The sequence below is a fragment of the Streptomyces sp. GB4-14 genome (genome assembly GCF_022696125.1).
Classification (GTDB): domain Bacteria; phylum Actinomycetota; class Actinomycetes; order Streptomycetales; family Streptomycetaceae; genus Streptomyces; species Streptomyces werraensis.
Window position 1 is genome coordinate 1,319,508 of record NZ_RZHO01000002.1, and the last position, 15,012, is coordinate 1,334,519.

Annotated in this window: 13 protein-coding genes; 7 read left to right on the forward strand and 6 right to left on the reverse strand. The window is 73.7% G+C overall.

Translation table 11 applies throughout. From position 1 onward, the window contains the following. Nucleotides 1-3: 3 nt before the first annotated feature. The 5 genes from ELQ39_RS07110 to ELQ39_RS07130 are packed head-to-tail and all read left to right on the forward strand — an operon-like array spanning nt 4 to nt 5,345. Nucleotides 4-1,305, forward strand: coding sequence for a hypothetical protein (locus ELQ39_RS07110; RefSeq protein WP_242591409.1), 1,302 nt, complete (start codon nt 4-6; stop codon nt 1,303-1,305). Further along, nucleotides 1,302-2,249, forward strand: a complete 948-nt coding sequence (locus ELQ39_RS07115; protein WP_225625028.1) for a glycosyltransferase family 2 protein — start codon at nt 1,302-1,304, stop codon at nt 2,247-2,249. The genes ELQ39_RS07110 and ELQ39_RS07115 overlap by 4 nt, the downstream gene beginning before the upstream one ends. Nucleotides 2,250-2,260: 11 nt before the next feature. After that, complete coding sequence (locus ELQ39_RS07120) at nt 2,261-3,466, forward strand: polysaccharide pyruvyl transferase family protein (protein ID WP_242595560.1); 1,206 nt, start codon at nt 2,261-2,263, stop codon at nt 3,464-3,466. After that, complete coding sequence (gene rfbC, locus ELQ39_RS07125) at nt 3,463-4,023, forward strand: dTDP-4-dehydrorhamnose 3,5-epimerase (protein WP_242591410.1); 561 nt, start codon at nt 3,463-3,465, stop codon at nt 4,021-4,023. Before ELQ39_RS07120 ends, rfbC begins: the two co-directional genes overlap by 4 nt. Beyond that, a complete protein-coding gene (locus ELQ39_RS07130; protein ID WP_225625026.1) occupies nt 4,020-5,345 on the forward strand; it encodes a glutamate-1-semialdehyde 2,1-aminomutase in 1,326 nt (441 codons plus the stop codon). Before rfbC ends, ELQ39_RS07130 begins: the two co-directional genes overlap by 4 nt. A gap of 147 nt (nt 5,346-5,492) precedes the next feature. Here the strand turns inward: ELQ39_RS07130 and ELQ39_RS07135 are convergent, their stop codons facing one another. From ELQ39_RS07135 to ELQ39_RS07145, 3 genes are all read right to left on the reverse strand, one after another. Further along, the gene (locus ELQ39_RS07135) at nt 5,493-6,113 is read right to left on the reverse strand and encodes a phosphatase PAP2 family protein (protein ID WP_242595561.1); all 621 of its coding nucleotides are present in this window, start codon (nt 6,111-6,113) and stop codon (nt 5,493-5,495) included. A 180-nt stretch (nt 6,114-6,293) separates the two neighbouring features. Further along, nucleotides 6,294-6,488 (reverse strand): hypothetical protein, encoded by a 195-nt coding sequence (locus ELQ39_RS07140; RefSeq protein ID WP_190001118.1) that lies wholly within the window; start codon nt 6,486-6,488, stop codon nt 6,294-6,296. Nucleotides 6,489-6,580: 92 nt separating this feature from the next. After that, entirely contained in the window at nt 6,581-7,381 is an 801-nt protein-coding gene (locus ELQ39_RS07145) for an SDR family NAD(P)-dependent oxidoreductase (protein WP_242591411.1), read from the reverse strand. A 180-nt stretch (nt 7,382-7,561) separates the two neighbouring features. On the opposite strand from ELQ39_RS07145, the gene ELQ39_RS07150 reads away from it, so the two are divergent. Next, a complete protein-coding gene (locus ELQ39_RS07150) occupies nt 7,562-9,361 on the forward strand; it encodes a thiamine pyrophosphate-requiring protein (protein WP_242591412.1) in 1,800 nt (599 codons plus the stop codon). 4 nt (nt 9,362-9,365) lie between these two features. Next, nucleotides 9,366-10,742 (forward strand): cryptochrome/photolyase family protein, encoded by a 1,377-nt coding sequence (locus ELQ39_RS07155; RefSeq protein WP_242591413.1) that lies wholly within the window; start codon nt 9,366-9,368, stop codon nt 10,740-10,742. Between the two features lie 92 nt (nt 10,743-10,834). Here ELQ39_RS07155 and ELQ39_RS07160 read toward each other — a convergent pair whose 3' ends face one another. The 3 genes from ELQ39_RS07160 to ELQ39_RS07170 form a co-directional block, all read right to left on the reverse strand. Next, nucleotides 10,835-11,563, reverse strand: coding sequence for a glycoside hydrolase family 11 protein (locus ELQ39_RS07160; protein ID WP_190001114.1), 729 nt, complete (start codon nt 11,561-11,563; stop codon nt 10,835-10,837). Nucleotides 11,564-12,026: 463 nt separating this feature from the next. Continuing rightward, complete coding sequence (locus ELQ39_RS07165; RefSeq protein ID WP_242591414.1) at nt 12,027-14,231, reverse strand: SpoIIE family protein phosphatase; 2,205 nt, start codon at nt 14,229-14,231, stop codon at nt 12,027-12,029. Between the two features lie 196 nt (nt 14,232-14,427). Further along, on the reverse strand, nt 14,428-14,991 hold the full coding sequence (locus ELQ39_RS07170) for an STAS domain-containing protein (protein ID WP_242591415.1): 564 nt from the start codon (nt 14,989-14,991) through the stop codon (nt 14,428-14,430). Between the last annotated feature and the right edge of the window lie 21 nt (nt 14,992-15,012).

Here is a 15,012-nt window from a genome sequence, read left to right on the forward strand (position 1 = left end):
CCGATGGCCGCCGAGGGGGACAGGACGACGGCGCCGGCGGCGCGCCCGGCCCGCACCGTGACGCGGGCCGTCGCGGGCCGCCTGTCGTGGGGGCTCGCCGACCAGGCGGCCTCCAGCCTGTCCAACTTCGCCGTGGGCGTGTACGTGGCGCGCTCGCTGGGACTGACCGCGTTCGGCGTGTTCAGCCTGGCCTGGGTGACCTACGGCGTGGTGCTCAGCGTCTCCCGAGGTCTGGCCACCGACCCGCTCGTGGTGCGGTTCAGCGGTGTGTCCGAGGCGTCCTGGCGGCAGGCGGTGTCCCGCTCCACGGGCACCTCGCTGTGCGTCGGCGCGGCCATCGGGGCGCTGTGCGTGGCGTCCTGGCCGCTGCTCGGCGGCAGCGTGGGGGCCGCGTTCGCCTGCCTGGGCGTGGTGCTGCCCGGGCTGCTGCTGCAGGACGCCTGGCGGTACTCGTTCTTCGCGGCCGGCGTCGGCCGGAAGGCGTTCGTCAACGACGTGGTGTGGGGTGTGGCGCTGATCCCCGCCATGGTCGTGGCGGCCCAGGTGGGCACGGTGCCCGCGTTCGTGCTCGCCTGGGGCGGTTCGGCCGCGGTGGCGGGGGCGTACGGCTGGGCGCAGTCCGGCATCCGGCCCCGGCTCACCGGGGCCCGGACGTGGATCCGCGACCAGCGTGACCTCGGCTACCGCTATCTGGTCGAGAACACCTGCGTGAGCGGCGCGGGCCAGCTGCGCGCGTACGGGCTCGGCGCCATCGTCGGCGTCGGCGCGGTCGGCGTCGTCCGGGGCGCCGAACTGCTCCAGGGCCCGTTCCTGGCCGTGCTGATGGGGCTGACGCTGGTCACCGTGGCGGAGGCGGCGCGGATGCTGCGGCAGGCCCCGCACCGGCTCGGCCGGTTCTGTCTGTTCCTGGGCGGCGGACAGGCGGCCGCCGCCCTGCTGTGGGGCGGCGTGCTGCTGCTGATGCCGGACCGGGCGGGGGAACTGGTCCTCGGCGACGTCTGGCCCGCCGCCAAGGAACTCATCGTTCCGGCCACCCTCAGTGTCGCGGGGGCCGGTGTCGGTACCGGAGCGGCCGCCGGGCTGCGCGCGCTCGGCGCGGCCCGGCTCAGTCTCCGGTGCCAGATCTTCGCCTCCGTGTGCTACGTGGGCCTCGGGATCGGCGGTGCGGCCCTCGGCGGCACCGTCGGCTCGGCCTGGGGGGCTGCCGCCGCGTCCGTGTGCGGTTCGGCCGCGTGGTGGCTGCACCTGAGGATCGCACTGCGCGAGCACCACCGAGATCTCATCCGTGAAGTGAGGACGTCATGACCGCGCACCCCCGGCTGAGCATCGGCCTTCCCGTGTACAACGGCGAGGAGTACCTCGCCGAGTCGCTGGAGGCCCTGCTCGGCCAGACGTACGAGGACTTCGAGTTGGTCGTCACCGACAACGCGTCGACCGACGGGACCCGGGACATCTGCCGCCGCTACGCCAAGCAGGACTCCCGGATCCGGTACATCCGGCTGCCGCGGAACATCGGCGCCGCGCCGAACCACAACTACGTCTTCACCCAGTGCCGTGGCGAACTGTTCAAGTGGGCCTCGCACGACGACCTGTACGCCCGTGACCTGCTGAAGCGCTGCGTGGAGGCGCTGGACGAGCACCCGGACGTGATCCTCGCCCACAGCGACCAGGCCGTCATCGGCGCCGACGGAAAGGTCAAGGTGCCCTACGCGTACACCCTGAACACCGGTTCGCCGCACGCGCCGGAGCGGTTCCGCAGCCTGCTGTTCGAGCCCGGCGGCGACGACTTCTACGGCGTGATGCGCGCCGACGTGCTGCGCCGGGTCAAGCCGCACGACAGCTACCACCACGCGGACCGCACGTTCGTCGCCGAGATCACCCTGCACGGCCGCTTCCACCAGGTGCCGGAGCTGCTGTACTTCCGCCGCGACCACCCCACCCGCGCCGAGCGGGCGAACCCCTCCAAGCGCGCCCGCTGCGTGAACCTGGACCCGCGCCGGGCGGGACCGCTGCACCCGACGCCCCGGCTGCTCGCCGAGTACGTGTGGGGGTTCGTTTCGGCGGTGAAACGGGCGCCGCTGTCCGCCGCCGACCGGCGCGCCTGCTACCGGCACCTCGCCTCCTGGGCGACCAGCCGGGTCCGCCCGGGCGCGGGCGAGCGGGTCGAGGACCGGGCCCCGGTGGACCCGGCCGCGCTCGACATCTCCGTCGACGCCCTGGTCGCCGGCCGCGAGAGGGGTGCCGCGTGAGGGCTCCCCGGGTGGGCCTCTTCGGTCTTTTCGGCTCCGGGAACGTCGGCAACGACGGATCGCTCGTGGCCCTGCTGGACCATCTGCGCGCGGCCCGTCCGGACGCCGAGGTGGACGCCCTGTGCGGCGGCCCCGAGACCGTCACGGCCCGGTACGGCATACCGGCGGCACGGCTGCACTGGTTCCGCGGCGAGTACCGCACGGCGGCGCGCCCGGGCGACATCGCGGGCAAGGCCGTGGGCAAGCTCGCGGACGCCTTCCGCATCGCGGCCTGGGTGCGCCGGCACGACGTGGTGATCGTGCCCGGCACCGGCATCCTGGAGAGCACCCTGCCGCTGCGGCCGTGGGGCATGCCGTACTCGCTGTTCCTGGTGTGCGCGGCAGGGCGGCTGCTGCGCACACCGGTCGCGTTGGTCGGGGTCGGGGCGTCCGAGACCGGCAGCCGGCCGGTGCGGGCGCTGACCCGGTGGGCGGCGCGGCTGGCCGCGTACCGGTCCTACCGGGACACGCTGTCGCGGGACGCGCTACGGGCGATGGGCGTGGACACCCGGCGCGACGAGGTGTACGCCGACCTGGTGTTCACCCTGCCGACTCCCCCGCCGGGCGACCTCTCGGGGCCGCCCGGACCGGTGTGCGTGGGCGTCATGGACTTCGGCGGCAGCAACGACGAACGGGACCGGGCGGACGAACTGCGCCGCCGCTACCTGGACGGCATGACGCGTTTCGTGCGCGCGCTGGCCGCGGAGGGCAGGCCGGTGCGGCTGCTCACCGGCGACGACGTGGACCGGACGGTGGCCGAGGCGATCCTCGAGGCGGTGGACTCGCCGCTGGTCGTCGCCGCGGCCACGGCGTCGCTGGGCGACCTGATGAAGGAGATGGCGGTCGCGGACACCGTGGTGGCGACCCGCTACCACAACCTGGTGTGCGCGCTGAAGGTCGGCACCCCGGCGCTCGCCGTGAGCTACGCGGCGAAGAGCGACCGGCTGATGGCCGAGATGGGGCTGGGCGAGCACTGCCACCCGGCGCGGGAGATCGACGCGGACCGGCTGCTGAAGCAGTTCCGCGCGCTGGAACGCGACCGGGCGGAGGTCCGGCGGACCCTCGCCGAACGCAACCCGGTGCTGGCCGGGCGCGTCCGCCGGCAGTTCGAGGCGCTCGCCGCCCTCTTACCGGCGTCCGGCGCCGCCCCCGACCACGCACGACAGGAGACCCCATGAAGGTGACCGAGGTCCCGGCGATCGCCGGGGCATTTCTGTTCGAGCCGACGCCGTTCACCGATGAACGAGGCTTCTTCTGCCGCACGTTCGACGCGGACGTGGCGCGTTCCGTGGGCATCGCCCCGGAGGCCTTCGTCCAGGACAGCCTCTCCCGTTCGGTGCGGGGCGTGGTGCGCGGCATGCATCTGCGGTCCGGTGAGGGCGAGGCGAAACTGGTCCGCTGCTCGTACGGCCGGATCTTCGACGTGGTGGTGGACCTGCGGCCCGGCTCTCCGACGTACCTGGGGCGGGCCACGGTCGAGCTGTCCGGCGACACGCAGGCCACGCTGTACGTGCCGGCGGGCTGCGCGCACGGCTTCCAGGCACTGACGGAGACCGCCGACACGTCGTACCGGATCGACCGCGAGCACGACCCGGCTCAGGACGTGACGATCGCCTTCGACGATCCCGGACTGGCCGTCCCCTGGCCGCTGCCGGTCACGGTGACGTCCGAACGGGACCGCAAGGCGCCGGGCCTGGCGGAGGTGCTGAGCACGCTGGAGGTGAAGGCGCCATGAGCGGCGAGGAGTTGGAGCTGCCCGTGTCGCGGGCGGTGAACGAACGGCTGCACGCGGCGATTCCGGGCGGGGCGCACACGTACGCCAAGGGCGACGACCAGTACCCGCAGGACCTGGCGCCGGTCATCAGCCACGGCCGCGGCGCCCGTGTGTGGGACGTCGACGGCAACGAGTACGTCGAGTACGGCTCGGGGCTGCGGTCGGTGAGTCTGGGGCACGCCCATCCGCGGGTGCTGGAGGCGGTGCGGCGGGAGCTGGACCGGGGCAGCAACTTCGTGCGCCCGTCGGTGGTGGAGGCGGAGGCGGCGGAGCGGTTCCTCGCCACGGTGCCGACCGCGGAGATGGTGAAGTTCGCGAAGAACGGCTCCGACGCGACCACGGCGGCGGTGCGGCTCGCGCGCGCCGTCACCGGGCGCGCACGGGTGGCGCTCTGCGCGGACCACCCGTTCTTCTCGGTGGACGACTGGTTCATCGGCACCACACCGATGCCGGCGGGCATCCCGTCGGAGACCGCGGACCTGACGGTGACGTTCCCCTACGGTGATCTGGCCGCCGTGGAGGCGCTGTTCGACCGGTACCCGGACGAGATCGCCTGCCTGATCCTCGAGCCGGCCACCCAGACGGAGCCGCCGCCCGGTTACCTCGCCGGGCTCCGCGACCTCGCGCACCGTCACGGCAGCGTGCTGGTCTTCGACGAGATGATCACCGGCTTCCGCTGGTCCGAGGCGGGCGCGCAGGGCCTGTACGGGGTGACCCCGGACCTCTCCACCTTCGGCAAGGCGCTGGGCAACGGCTTCGCGGTGTCCGCGCTGGCCGGGCGCCGTGAGCTGATGGAGTGGGGCGGGCTCCGGCACGACGGCGACCGGGTGTTCCTGCTGTCCACCACGCACGGCGCGGAGACGCACGCCCTGGCGGCGGCGATGGCCGTGCAGGCGACCTACGTGGAGGAGGGCGTCACCGCGCGGCTGCACGCGCTGGGCGAGCGGCTGGCCGCAGGGGTGAGGGACGCGGCGGCCGCGATGGGGGTCGCCGAGCATGTGGTGGTCCGGGGCCGGGCCAGCAATCTGGTCTTCGCGACGCTGGACGCGCGGGGGGTGCCGTCGCAGGAGTACCGGACGCTGTTCCTCCGCCGTCTGCTGACGGGCGGGGTGCTGGCCCCGTCGTTCGTGGTGAGCAGCGCGCTGGAGGAGGCCGACGTCGACCGCACGGTGGACGTGGTCGGCCAGGCGTGCGCGGTGTACCGCAAGGCACTGGACGCGGGCGATCCGACACCGTGGCTGGGGGGCAGGCCGGTACGGCCGGTGTTCCGGCGAAGGGTGTGAGGCGCGAGGGGGCGGAGGGCGCCGTGCTGCGGGCCGGTGCTCCACGCCCCCTCCCCCGGCGGCAGAGCGTGCCGGTGAAGGGCCGACCCGCTACGGAACGGAGCCCGGTCCGAGGGGTCCCGGTGCCGGCCTGACGGCGATGCGCCGTCACCTCACGGGAGGGCGGCGGGCGTCGGCCACGCGGTCGATGACCCACGCCGCCGCCGGCACCACCGCCAGCGCGGTGCAGCAGCCGCCCACCGTGTCGGTCGGGTAGTGCGCCCCGGTGGCGACCTGGGCCCAGCCCATGAGCGCGCCGGTGGCCGAGGCGGCCACCAGGGCGAGGGCGGTGCCGGACGTCGGGCCCAGCCCCAACCGCCCTGCCGCGAGCAGCGCCAGGGCGAGGGCGAACGCCGTGAGGAAGGCGGTGTGGCCGCTCGGGAAGGCCAGGTTGTCGTCGCCGTTGATGGTGCGGGCGGCGAGCGGCTTGAGCAGCCGCGTCACCCCGACGGCAAGCCCGGGACCGGCGAGCAGCAGCACGGCGGCGCGGGGCCGGCGGGCCCTCAGACAGCCGGCGGCACCGGCCGTGAGCAGCAGCAGGGCGCCCCCGGGGTCGCCCAGGAAGTCCGTCGCGTTCGCGATGTGCCACCAGGGCGCCCCGACCCCGTACGCAGCCTCCCCGATCCGGGCGTCCGTCCGGCCTGGCCCGGCGTCACCGGCGTACCGGACGCCGAGCCCGGCGACCACGAGCGAGGCGAGCACGGCGACAGCGGCAAGACGCCCGCGCATCACCACTGGCAGCACCGCCGCAGCGGTCACCTTGCCGTCCGTCACCGTCACCGTGCCCGCCCACCCCCGTGCAACGCCCCTTGTCAGGTTAACCGACGTGCCGGGCCCACGAGTTGGCGGCGGATCAGCGCCGAGGGGCGCGCCGTCGGTCACGGCGCGTCCCTCGGCGGCGGGAAATCCTCACTCCGGATGGTCCGGCTGCTGCTCCGGCGGCTTGCCGCCGCCCCGGCCGCCGCCCTTGCCGCCGCGGTCGGTGCCGTGGGCGTGGCCGCCCGCCCCCCGGCCGGGCTGGGACGCCTTGCGGGCCCCGCTTTCCTGCGGCGTGGCTCCGCCCTTCTCGCTGCGCCGCAGTTCGGGCTGTTGCGGGTTCGACATCGGCTTCCTCCTTCCGTCGGCTGCGCGCCGATGCGCGCCTGCCGCTCCACGGGTGTCTCGTGCGCCCGGGACGAAACGCCCTGCCGACCGGGTCAGTCGCGCGAGCCGTCGCCCGTGCCCGGTTCGGCGAGGCGCCGGTGGGCCGCCGCCTTCACGCCGTCGGGCAGGACCTTCCCGGCCAGGCCCTGCGCCTTGGTCATCAGCGACCCGGTGACGGCCTTCTTCTCACCCTTCACGATCGCCTCGAACGCCTGCTCGGCCACCTGCTCCGGCGGGTCCTTCTTCATGGAGCCCATGCGGGTGTCGTCCGCCATGTCCGCCCGGTCGAAGAACTCCGTCTCCGTCGGTCCCGGCATGAAGGCGGTGACCGTCACCCCGGTGTCCTTCACCTCTTCCGCCAAGGCCTGCGCGAAGCTCTGCACGAACGACTTCGACGCGTTGTAGACCGGCTGGAAGGAGCCCGGCATCTGGGAGGCGACGGACGAGGTGAAGGCGAGCCGTCCCTCGCCGCGCGCCGCCATCGCCCGCAGCAGCGGCTTGGCCAGCCGTACGGTCGCGGTGACGTTCAGATCGATGACCGCCTGGTCGTCGGCGAGGTCCGTGTCGACGAAGGCGCCGCCCTGGCCGACCCCGGCGTTGAGGACGGCGACGTCGACGGTCAGGCCGTCGAGCGCGTCGAGGAGCAGAAAGCGTCCCTCGCCGGTCCGCAGGTCGGCGCGCACCGCGCGTACCTCCCCGCCCGCCTCCCGCAGCCGCGCGGCGGCGGTCTCCAGCTCCTCGTCCTCGGCGTTCACCACCAGGTCGTAGCCGTGCGACGCGAACTGCCGGGCCAGCTCCAGGCCGATGCCGCTGGACGCGCCGGTGATCAGTGCGAGTGGCCGTGTCTCAGTCATGCCGGACGAGTAACCCCGCGGGTCCGCCTCACGCACCCCGCCCGCCGCCGGCGACGTTTCCCGCGCACCCGCTCGGTTACCCGCGCGGTGGCGCGCCCCGCACGCCCGAGGCCGCGCCCCGTCCCACGTCTCGGCGCCGGGGACCGGCCGTCCGCCGGCGGGAGCAGAATTGGAGTGCGCATGGCCAGCACGAAGGTGTCCGACTTCATCCTCCAGCGGCTGCGCGACTGGGACGTCGACCACGTCTTCGGCTACGCGGGCGACGGCATCAACGGGCTGCTGGCCGCCTGGGGGCGCGCCGACAACCGGCCGAAGTTCGTCCAGTCGCGGCACGAGGAGATGTCCGCCTTCCAGGCCGTCGGCTACGCGAAGTTCTCCGGCAAGGCCGGCGTGTGCGCGGCGACCTCGGGCCCCGGCGCGATCCATCTGCTGAACGGGCTGTACGACGCCAAGCTGGACCATGTCCCGGTCGTCGCGCTGGTCGGGCAGACGAACCGCAGCGCCATGGGCGGCTCCTACCAGCAGGAGGTCGACCTCGCCGCGCTCTACAAGGACGTCGCGTCCGACTTCTGCGAGACGGCGACCGTCCCCGAGCAGTTGCCGAACCTGATCGACCGTGCCTTCCGCACCGCGTACGGGCGCCGCACGGTCACCGCGGTCATCCTGCCGGGCGATGTGCAGGAGATGGACTACAGCCCGCCCGCGCACGCCTTCAAGATGGTGCCGTCCAGCCTGGGCCTCGGCAGCTCCGCGCCGGTACCCGCCGACGAGGACCTCCAGCGGGCCGCCGACGTGCTGAACGCGGGCGAGAAGGTCGCCGTGCTGATCGGGCAGGGCGCGCGCGGCGCCCGCGAGGAGGTCGAGCGGCTGGCCGACGTGCTGGGCGCCGGGGTGGCGAAGGCGCTGCTCGGCAAGGACGCCCTGCCCGACGACCTGCCGTACGTCACCGGCTCCGTCGGGCTGCTGGGCACGCGCCCCTCGTACGAGCTGATGCGGGACTGCGACACGCTGCTGATGATCGGCTCCAGCTTCCCGTACACGCAGTTCCTGCCGGAGCTGGACCAGGCGCGGGCCGTGCAGATCGACATCGACCCGCACATGATCGGCCTGCGCTACCCGAACGAGGTGAACCTGGTCGGCGACGCCCGCGAGACCTTGCGGCGGCTGCTGCCGCGCCTGCACCGCAAGGAGGACCGGGCCTGGCGGGAGCAGGTGGAGAAGAACGTCGCCCGCTGGTGGGAGGTCATGGAGCGGCGGGCGGCCGTGAGTGCGGACCCGGTGAACCCTGAGTACGTGGTGCACACCCTGGACGGCAGGCTCCCCGACGACGTGATCCTCGCCGCCGACTCCGGTTCCGCCGCGAACTGGTACGCCCGGCATCTGCGGCTGCGCGGCCGGATGCGCGGGTCCCTGTCCGGCACCCTGGCGACGATGGGGCCGGGCGTGCCGTACTGCATCGGCGCGAAGTTCGCCCACCCCGGCCGCCCGGCGATCGCCCTGGTCGGGGACGGAGCCATGCAGATGAACGGCATGATGGAGATGGTCACGGCGGCGAAGTACTACCGCGAGTGGGCCGACCCCCGGCTGATCGTCGCCGTGCTGAACAACGGCGACCTCAACCAGGTCACCTGGGAGATGCGCGCCATGTCCGGCGCCCCGCAGTTCGAGGAGTCGCAAGCCATCCCGGACCTGCCCTACGCGGACATCGCCCGGCGCATCGGGCTTGACGGGGTGCGGGTGGAGAAGCCGGAGCAGGTCGAGGACGCCTGGGACCGGGCGCTCGCCGCGGACCGGCCGTTCGTCATCGACTTCCGCACCGACCCGGCGGTGCCGCCGATCCCGCCGCACGCGTCCCTGGACCAGATCGAGGCGGCGGCCGCGGCGGTCCTGAAGGGCGACAGCGACCGCGGGTCGATGGTGCGGCAGGGGCTGAAGGCGAAGGTGCAGGAGATGCTGCCCGGCACCCGGCGCACGGAGTGACGCCATGACCGTCGCCGTGGTCCTCTTCACCGCCGACCTGCGTCTGCGCGACCACCCCCCGCTGCACGCGGCGCTGCGGTCCGCGGACGAGGTCGTGCCGCTGTTCGTGCTGGACCCCGGCATCCACGCGGCCGGATTCGACGCACCCAACCGGAGGGCCTTCCTCGCCGACTGCCTGCGCGACCTCGACGCCTCGCTGCGGCGGCGCGGCGGCCGGCTCGTGCTCCGGTCGGGGCCTGTCGTGCGGGAGGTCTGCGCGGTGGCCGCCGCGTGCGGGGCCGCCGAGGTGCACATGGCGGCGGGTGTGACGGCATACGCCCATCGCCGTGAGGAGCGGCTGCGCAAGGAGCTCGGGGCCGTCGGCGCGGCCCTGCGTGTGCACGAGGCGGTGATCACCGCGCTCGCCCCGGGGGCGGTCACCCCGGCCGGATCGGACCACTACGGCGTGTTCACCCCGTACCTCCGCCGCTGGTCTCAGGAGACCCTGCGCCGGCCTCTCGCGGCGCCCCGCGCCGTCCGCGTCCCCGAGGGGGTGCGCGGTGAGCCGCCGCCCGGCCGCGCCGGCGTGTCGGGCACCTCCCCGGGTCTCCCGCCGGGAGGGGAGACGGCGGGCCGGGACCGGCTCGCGCGCTGGTCGCGCTCCGGGGGGATGGCCGCCTACGAGGACCGGCACGACGACCTCGCGGGTGACGCCACGTCGCGGCTGTCGCCGTACCTGCACTTCGGGACGGTCTCCGCGGCGGAGACCGTCCACCGGGCCCGCGAGCAGGGAGGCCCGGGCGCGGAGGCGTTCGTACGTCAGCTGTGCTGGCGGGACTTCCACCACCAGGTGCTGGCGGCGCGCCCCGAGGCGTCCTGGCGGGACTACCGCACCCGCGACGACCGCTGGCGCGGCGAGGACGACGCCGCCGAGGACATCGCCGCGTGGCGGGACGGCCGCACCGGCTACCCGATCGTGGACGCGGCCATGCGGCAGCTGCGGCACGAGGGCTGGATGCACAACCGGGCGCGCCTGCTGACGGCGAGCTTCCTGACCAAGACCCTGTACGTCGACTGGCGGATCGGCGCCCGGCACTTCCTGGACCTGCTGGTGGACGGCGACATCGTCAACAACCAGCTCAACTGGCAGTGGGCCGCCGGCACGGGCACCGACACCCGCCCCCACCGCGTCCTCAACCCCACGGTCCAGGCCAAACGCTTCGACCCGCACGGCGCGTACGTACGCCGCTGGGTCCCGGAGCTCGCGGACGTCGACGCGGGACGGATCCACGAGCCGTGGCGCCTCCCGGAGGACCGGCGCGACGCCCTCGGCTACCCGGACCCGGTGGTCGGCCTCGCCGACGGGCTCACCCGCTTCCGGCGCGCGCGGGGCCGCGAATGAGGTTCCGGTGCGCGGGCCCGGCCGAAGTGGAGCTCCCCGGCCGGCGGTTCGCAGGGTGAGACCGCCGGCCGGGGAGGATGTGGTGTCCGGGGTCAGCCGGAGACGGTGATGTTGGAGCTGCCGCTGCTCTGGTAACCCTCGGTCGCCATGATCATGTAGTACCGGAACTGACCGAGGTTCATCCCGGCGCGCGCCCAGGCGTCGAAGTGGTTTCCGGTGGTGATGGTGCCGGAGCCGCTGGTCACCTTCTGCTGCCGGACGCTCCAGTACTGGTCGAAGGTGCGGGTGCCCTCGACCGAGGGGGCGTTGTACCGGGTCGTCTTGTAGATGTCGTAGGTGCCGCCGTCGCTGTAGACGGTGCCCCGGAACTCACCCGTGGGCCGGTAGCTGCCCCAGTTGTCGACGATGTAGTACTCGACGAGCGGGTTGGAGGTCCAGCCGTAGAGGCAGCCGTAGCCGTTGCCGGACGGGTTGAAGTAGCCGGTGTAGCGGACCGTGCGGCGCCCGCCGTTGGCCCAGCCCTTGCCGGCCACGAAGTTGCCGCAGTTGGTCCACCGGGTGCTGTAGCTGCCGCCGCCGTTGAGCGTCATGGAGACGGAGCCGCCGCCGTCGGTCCAGAACGAGTAGTACATGCCGTCGTACCCGGTCTGGTTGGTGGTGATGGTGGTGGCGGCGTGCGCGGTGCCGGGCAGCAGCAGCCCGGACCCGGCGACGGCCGCGGCGGCGCCCGCGCCGGCGCCGACGAGGAAGCCGCGCCGGCTCAGGCCGCTGAAGGGGGGCGGGTTCTGCTCGGACTCGTACCGCTTGCCGTCCTGGTTCATGGGTCCTCCCGATGAAGGCTGGTGGGGGGCTGGGCGGCTGCTGCCACCCGCGGCCTTGCACGGCCGACCACCGTGGCGCCCAAGTGACTTATGGGGCACGGGGGTTGGCTGTCGTGCGGTGGCCACAGTGTTCGTAGAACGGCATGACCGTGTCAACACTTTCGACGCACTTTCGGAAACTCAGCCGTAACAAACACGGGCACGGATCCCGCATTTGCGCTGCTCAACACCAGCCTCACATCCCCTTCTTCCGCGATACGAACAGAAGAGAACACCTCTTGATCGCAATGCAGCAAGATGTCTTCGAAACTTTCGACGGCTCTGCGGTTCCGGCCTTCTGAAGGGGTGCGACTGATTCCGGCCCGCGTGCGACGCCCGTGGGACGCTCGCCCGGTCGGCGACCGCCGCCGGCCGGCACCGCTCCGGAGGCCACCGGGCCGAAGACCGTGCCGGCCCGCCGTGGTCACAGCCCCTTTGCCGTCACCACCAGCGCCGCCTGGTCGTCGTCGACCGTCCGCCCGTTCGTGAACGCCCGGATGTCCTCCGTCAGCCTCCGCACGATGTCCGTCGCGGTCGGGCGGGCCGGGGTGGAGGCCAGGGCCTTGGCCAGGCGGGCGTCTCCGTACTGCTCCGTGCCCGCGGCCCGGCACTCGGTGATGCCGTCGGTGTACAGCACCAGGCTCTCCGTGGGGCGCAGCGTGAAGCGGACCGCGTCGAGGCGGGGCGGGATGCCGATACCGATCAGGCCGCCGTGGGCCTCGACCGGCGTCACCGTGTGCCCGGCGTCCAGCACGAGGGGCGGGGTGTGGCCCGCCCGCACCAGCTCGACGGCGAGGCCGTCCCCGGCCGGGGTCAGATGGCCGTGGACGAGAGTCACGAAGCCGTTGTTCTGCTGGGGGTCGCGGTCGTTCAGGGCTCTGTCGACGGCCTTGACGACGGCGACCGGGTCGTCGAGGAGCGGGGCGACGGCCCGGGCGGTGTGCCGGACCAGGGCCGTCGTGGTGGCGGCCCTGGCGCCGCGCCCGCAGACGTCCCCGAGGACGAAGGACCAGCTTCCGTCCCCGCGGGGGAAGACGTCGTAGAAGTCTCCGCCGATGTCGAGCCCATGGCCCGCCGGGTGGTAGAAGGCCGCCACCTGCGCGCCGGGAACGTCGGGCAGGTCCGGCAGCAGCAGACCGGTCTGGAGGTCGCGGACCAGGGCGGCGCGCTGCGCGTACTGGCGCGCGTTGTGCGCGGCCGAGGCGGCGCGGCGGGCCACCTCCTCCGCCAGCGCGATCCGGTGGCCGTCGAGGGCCGTGTCGTCGGTCGCGTAGAGGCTCAGCACGCCGAAGGGCCGCTCCCGGTCCATGAGCGGCACGCAGAGGTATCCGGTGACGCCCAATTCCTCCCACGGTCCGGGGCCGGCCGGAGTGCGTCGGGCCACCTCGGTGTGGCCGGTGGCCAGGACGCGCGCGACGGCGTCGTTCTCGCTCTCGCGGACGGCGCTGTGGGAGGCGAGCAGTTCACGGGTGCGCCCGGTCGTGGCGGCGGCCGCCACCCGGTGCACCCGTCCGGCCTCCACGACGTCCACCGCGGCGAGCGGGGCCAGCGCCGGGACGGCGAGCTCGGCCAGGCGCCGCAGCGTCTCTCCCTCGTCGAGCGGGCCGGCCAGCGCGGTGCTGACGGTCAGCAGGTAGGAGAGGTCGTCACGGGCCGCCTTCTCCCGGGCGTCGGCCGTCCGCCGGGCCTGCTCGGCGTGGTGCCGCTCGACGGCGAGGGCGGCGGTGCCGACGAACAGGCCGGCCAGCGCGAGGTCGGTGTCCTGGGGTGCGCGCGGTGTGCGGTGGTACATGGCGAACGTGCCCAGCACCCGGCCGTCGCGCCCGAGGATCGGAGTGGACCAGCACGCGGCCAGCCCGGCCCGGCCGGCCAGCTCACGGAAGTCGTCCCACAGGGGGTCGGTGGCGATGTCGGTGACGATCACCTTCCGCCGCCGGTACGCGGCCGTGCCGCAGGAGCCGACGCCCTCACCGATGGCGATGCCGTCGATGGCCTGGTTGTAGAAGTCCGGCAGGCTGGGCGCGGCGCCGTGATGCAGACGCCGGCCCTCCCCGTCCGCGAGCAGCACCGAGACGAGGACGTCGGGAGACAGCTCCTCGATCACCCGGCACATGCCCTCCAGCACCTCCGGCAGGGGCGCCTGACGGGCGATCTGCTCCAGGAGGGCACGCTGCTCGGCGGCCAGCCGCCGGGCATGCTTGGCCCGCGTGGTCTCCACACCGATCATGCGGACGCCCACGACGTTGCCGCCGGTGTCACGGCGGGCCTCGTAGGTGAAGTCGAAGTACGCCTCACGGGCCCGGTCGCCCACGCCGATGACGACACGGGTGTCCCGGCCGACGTGCCGCTCCCCCGTCCGGTAGACCTGGTCGAGCAGCCGGAGGAAACCCTGGGACTCCAGCTCGGGCATCAGCTCGCCGAGCGGCACACCGGTGCGTTCCCGCTGCCCGCCCCCGATGGCGGCGAAGAACGCCGGGTTCGCGGCCTCCAGCACATGGGCCGGCCCCGCCATGGAGGCGAACAGCGCGGTGGACGTGCCGAACAGCACCGACAGGTCGTCGTCCGGATCCCGTACCGCCGGTGACGGGCGTGTCCCCTCCCCTGTCCGCGGTTCCCGGTCAGGTCTCATCTCGTTTCCTCCGCCGGCGCGTGCGCCGGTCCGGCGCCGTTTCCCCTCGGCGCCGGCCCCCGTCCACCGCCGGACCGTGTGTCCTGGCGTCCCTGCTGCCCCGGAGGGCGCCGCCGGTGACGGGATGTGGCACGACGAACGCGACGGTGGCGCCCGCAGTCGGGACAGGGGCGGCCGGCATCAAGGCAGGGGCGGTTCACCGGGACGGTCCGGTCCCGCCGACGGCATCGTCAACGCCCTGGTCGGCCAACGCCGTCGCGGATACGTCGGACACCTCCGCGCCCCGGCCCGCGGACGCGGTCGCGGACACCTCCACGCCCCGGCCCGCGGACGCGGTCGCGGACACGACCACGCCCTCGTCCGCGGCTCCGCCCACGCCCTCCTTCCCGGCGTCGTCCACCCCCTCGGCCACGTCCAGCGCCGCCAGCGCCTCCGCGACCGTGTCGTGGACGGGGAGCAGTTCGGCGATACCGGTCATGGTCACCATGCGTACGAGACGCTCGGGGACGCTCGCGACGCGGAGCGAGCCGCCCGCCTCCTGGGTGGCGTGCAGCAGGACGATCAGGGTGCTGAGGCCCGTGGAGTCGACGAAGTCCACCTCGGCCATGTCCAGGACGAGATGCCGGGCGCCTTGCGTCATCGCGGTCAGCGCCTCCGCGCGCAGCACGGGCGCGGTGTGCAGATCGACGTCTCCGGTGACGACGATCACGGCGGTGTGCTTGCCGGTGTACCGGACGGTCGTGTCGAGGGCCTCACTCACGTAGGACATCTTTCCTGGACG

Bases quoted from the DNA above. Each gene is read 5' to 3' on its own strand.
- ELQ39_RS07135 (WP_242595561.1), bottom strand. From the start codon at position 6,113: ATGCGCGGGCGTCTTGCCGCTGTCGCCGTGCTCGCCTCGCTCGTGGTC.
- rfbC (WP_242591410.1), top strand. From the start codon at position 3,463: ATGAAGGTGACCGAGGTCCCGGCGATCGCCGGGGCATTTCTGTTCGAG.
- ELQ39_RS07165 (WP_242591414.1), bottom strand. From the start codon at position 14,231: ATGAGACCTGACCGGGAACCGCGGACAGGGGAGGGGACACGCCCGTCA.
- ELQ39_RS07160 (WP_190001114.1), bottom strand. From the start codon at position 11,563: ATGAACCAGGACGGCAAGCGGTACGAGTCCGAGCAGAACCCGCCCCCC.
- ELQ39_RS07110 (WP_242591409.1), top strand. From the start codon at position 4: ATGGCCGCCGAGGGGGACAGGACGACGGCGCCGGCGGCGCGCCCGGCC.
- ELQ39_RS07130 (WP_225625026.1), top strand. From the start codon at position 4,020: ATGAGCGGCGAGGAGTTGGAGCTGCCCGTGTCGCGGGCGGTGAACGAA.
- ELQ39_RS07115 (WP_225625028.1), top strand. From the start codon at position 1,302: ATGACCGCGCACCCCCGGCTGAGCATCGGCCTTCCCGTGTACAACGGC.
- ELQ39_RS07140 (WP_190001118.1), bottom strand. From the start codon at position 6,488: ATGTCGAACCCGCAACAGCCCGAACTGCGGCGCAGCGAGAAGGGCGGA.
- ELQ39_RS07150 (WP_242591412.1), top strand. From the start codon at position 7,562: ATGGCCAGCACGAAGGTGTCCGACTTCATCCTCCAGCGGCTGCGCGAC.
- ELQ39_RS07155 (WP_242591413.1), top strand. From the start codon at position 9,366: ATGACCGTCGCCGTGGTCCTCTTCACCGCCGACCTGCGTCTGCGCGAC.
- ELQ39_RS07145 (WP_242591411.1), bottom strand. From the start codon at position 7,381: ATGACTGAGACACGGCCACTCGCACTGATCACCGGCGCGTCCAGCGGC.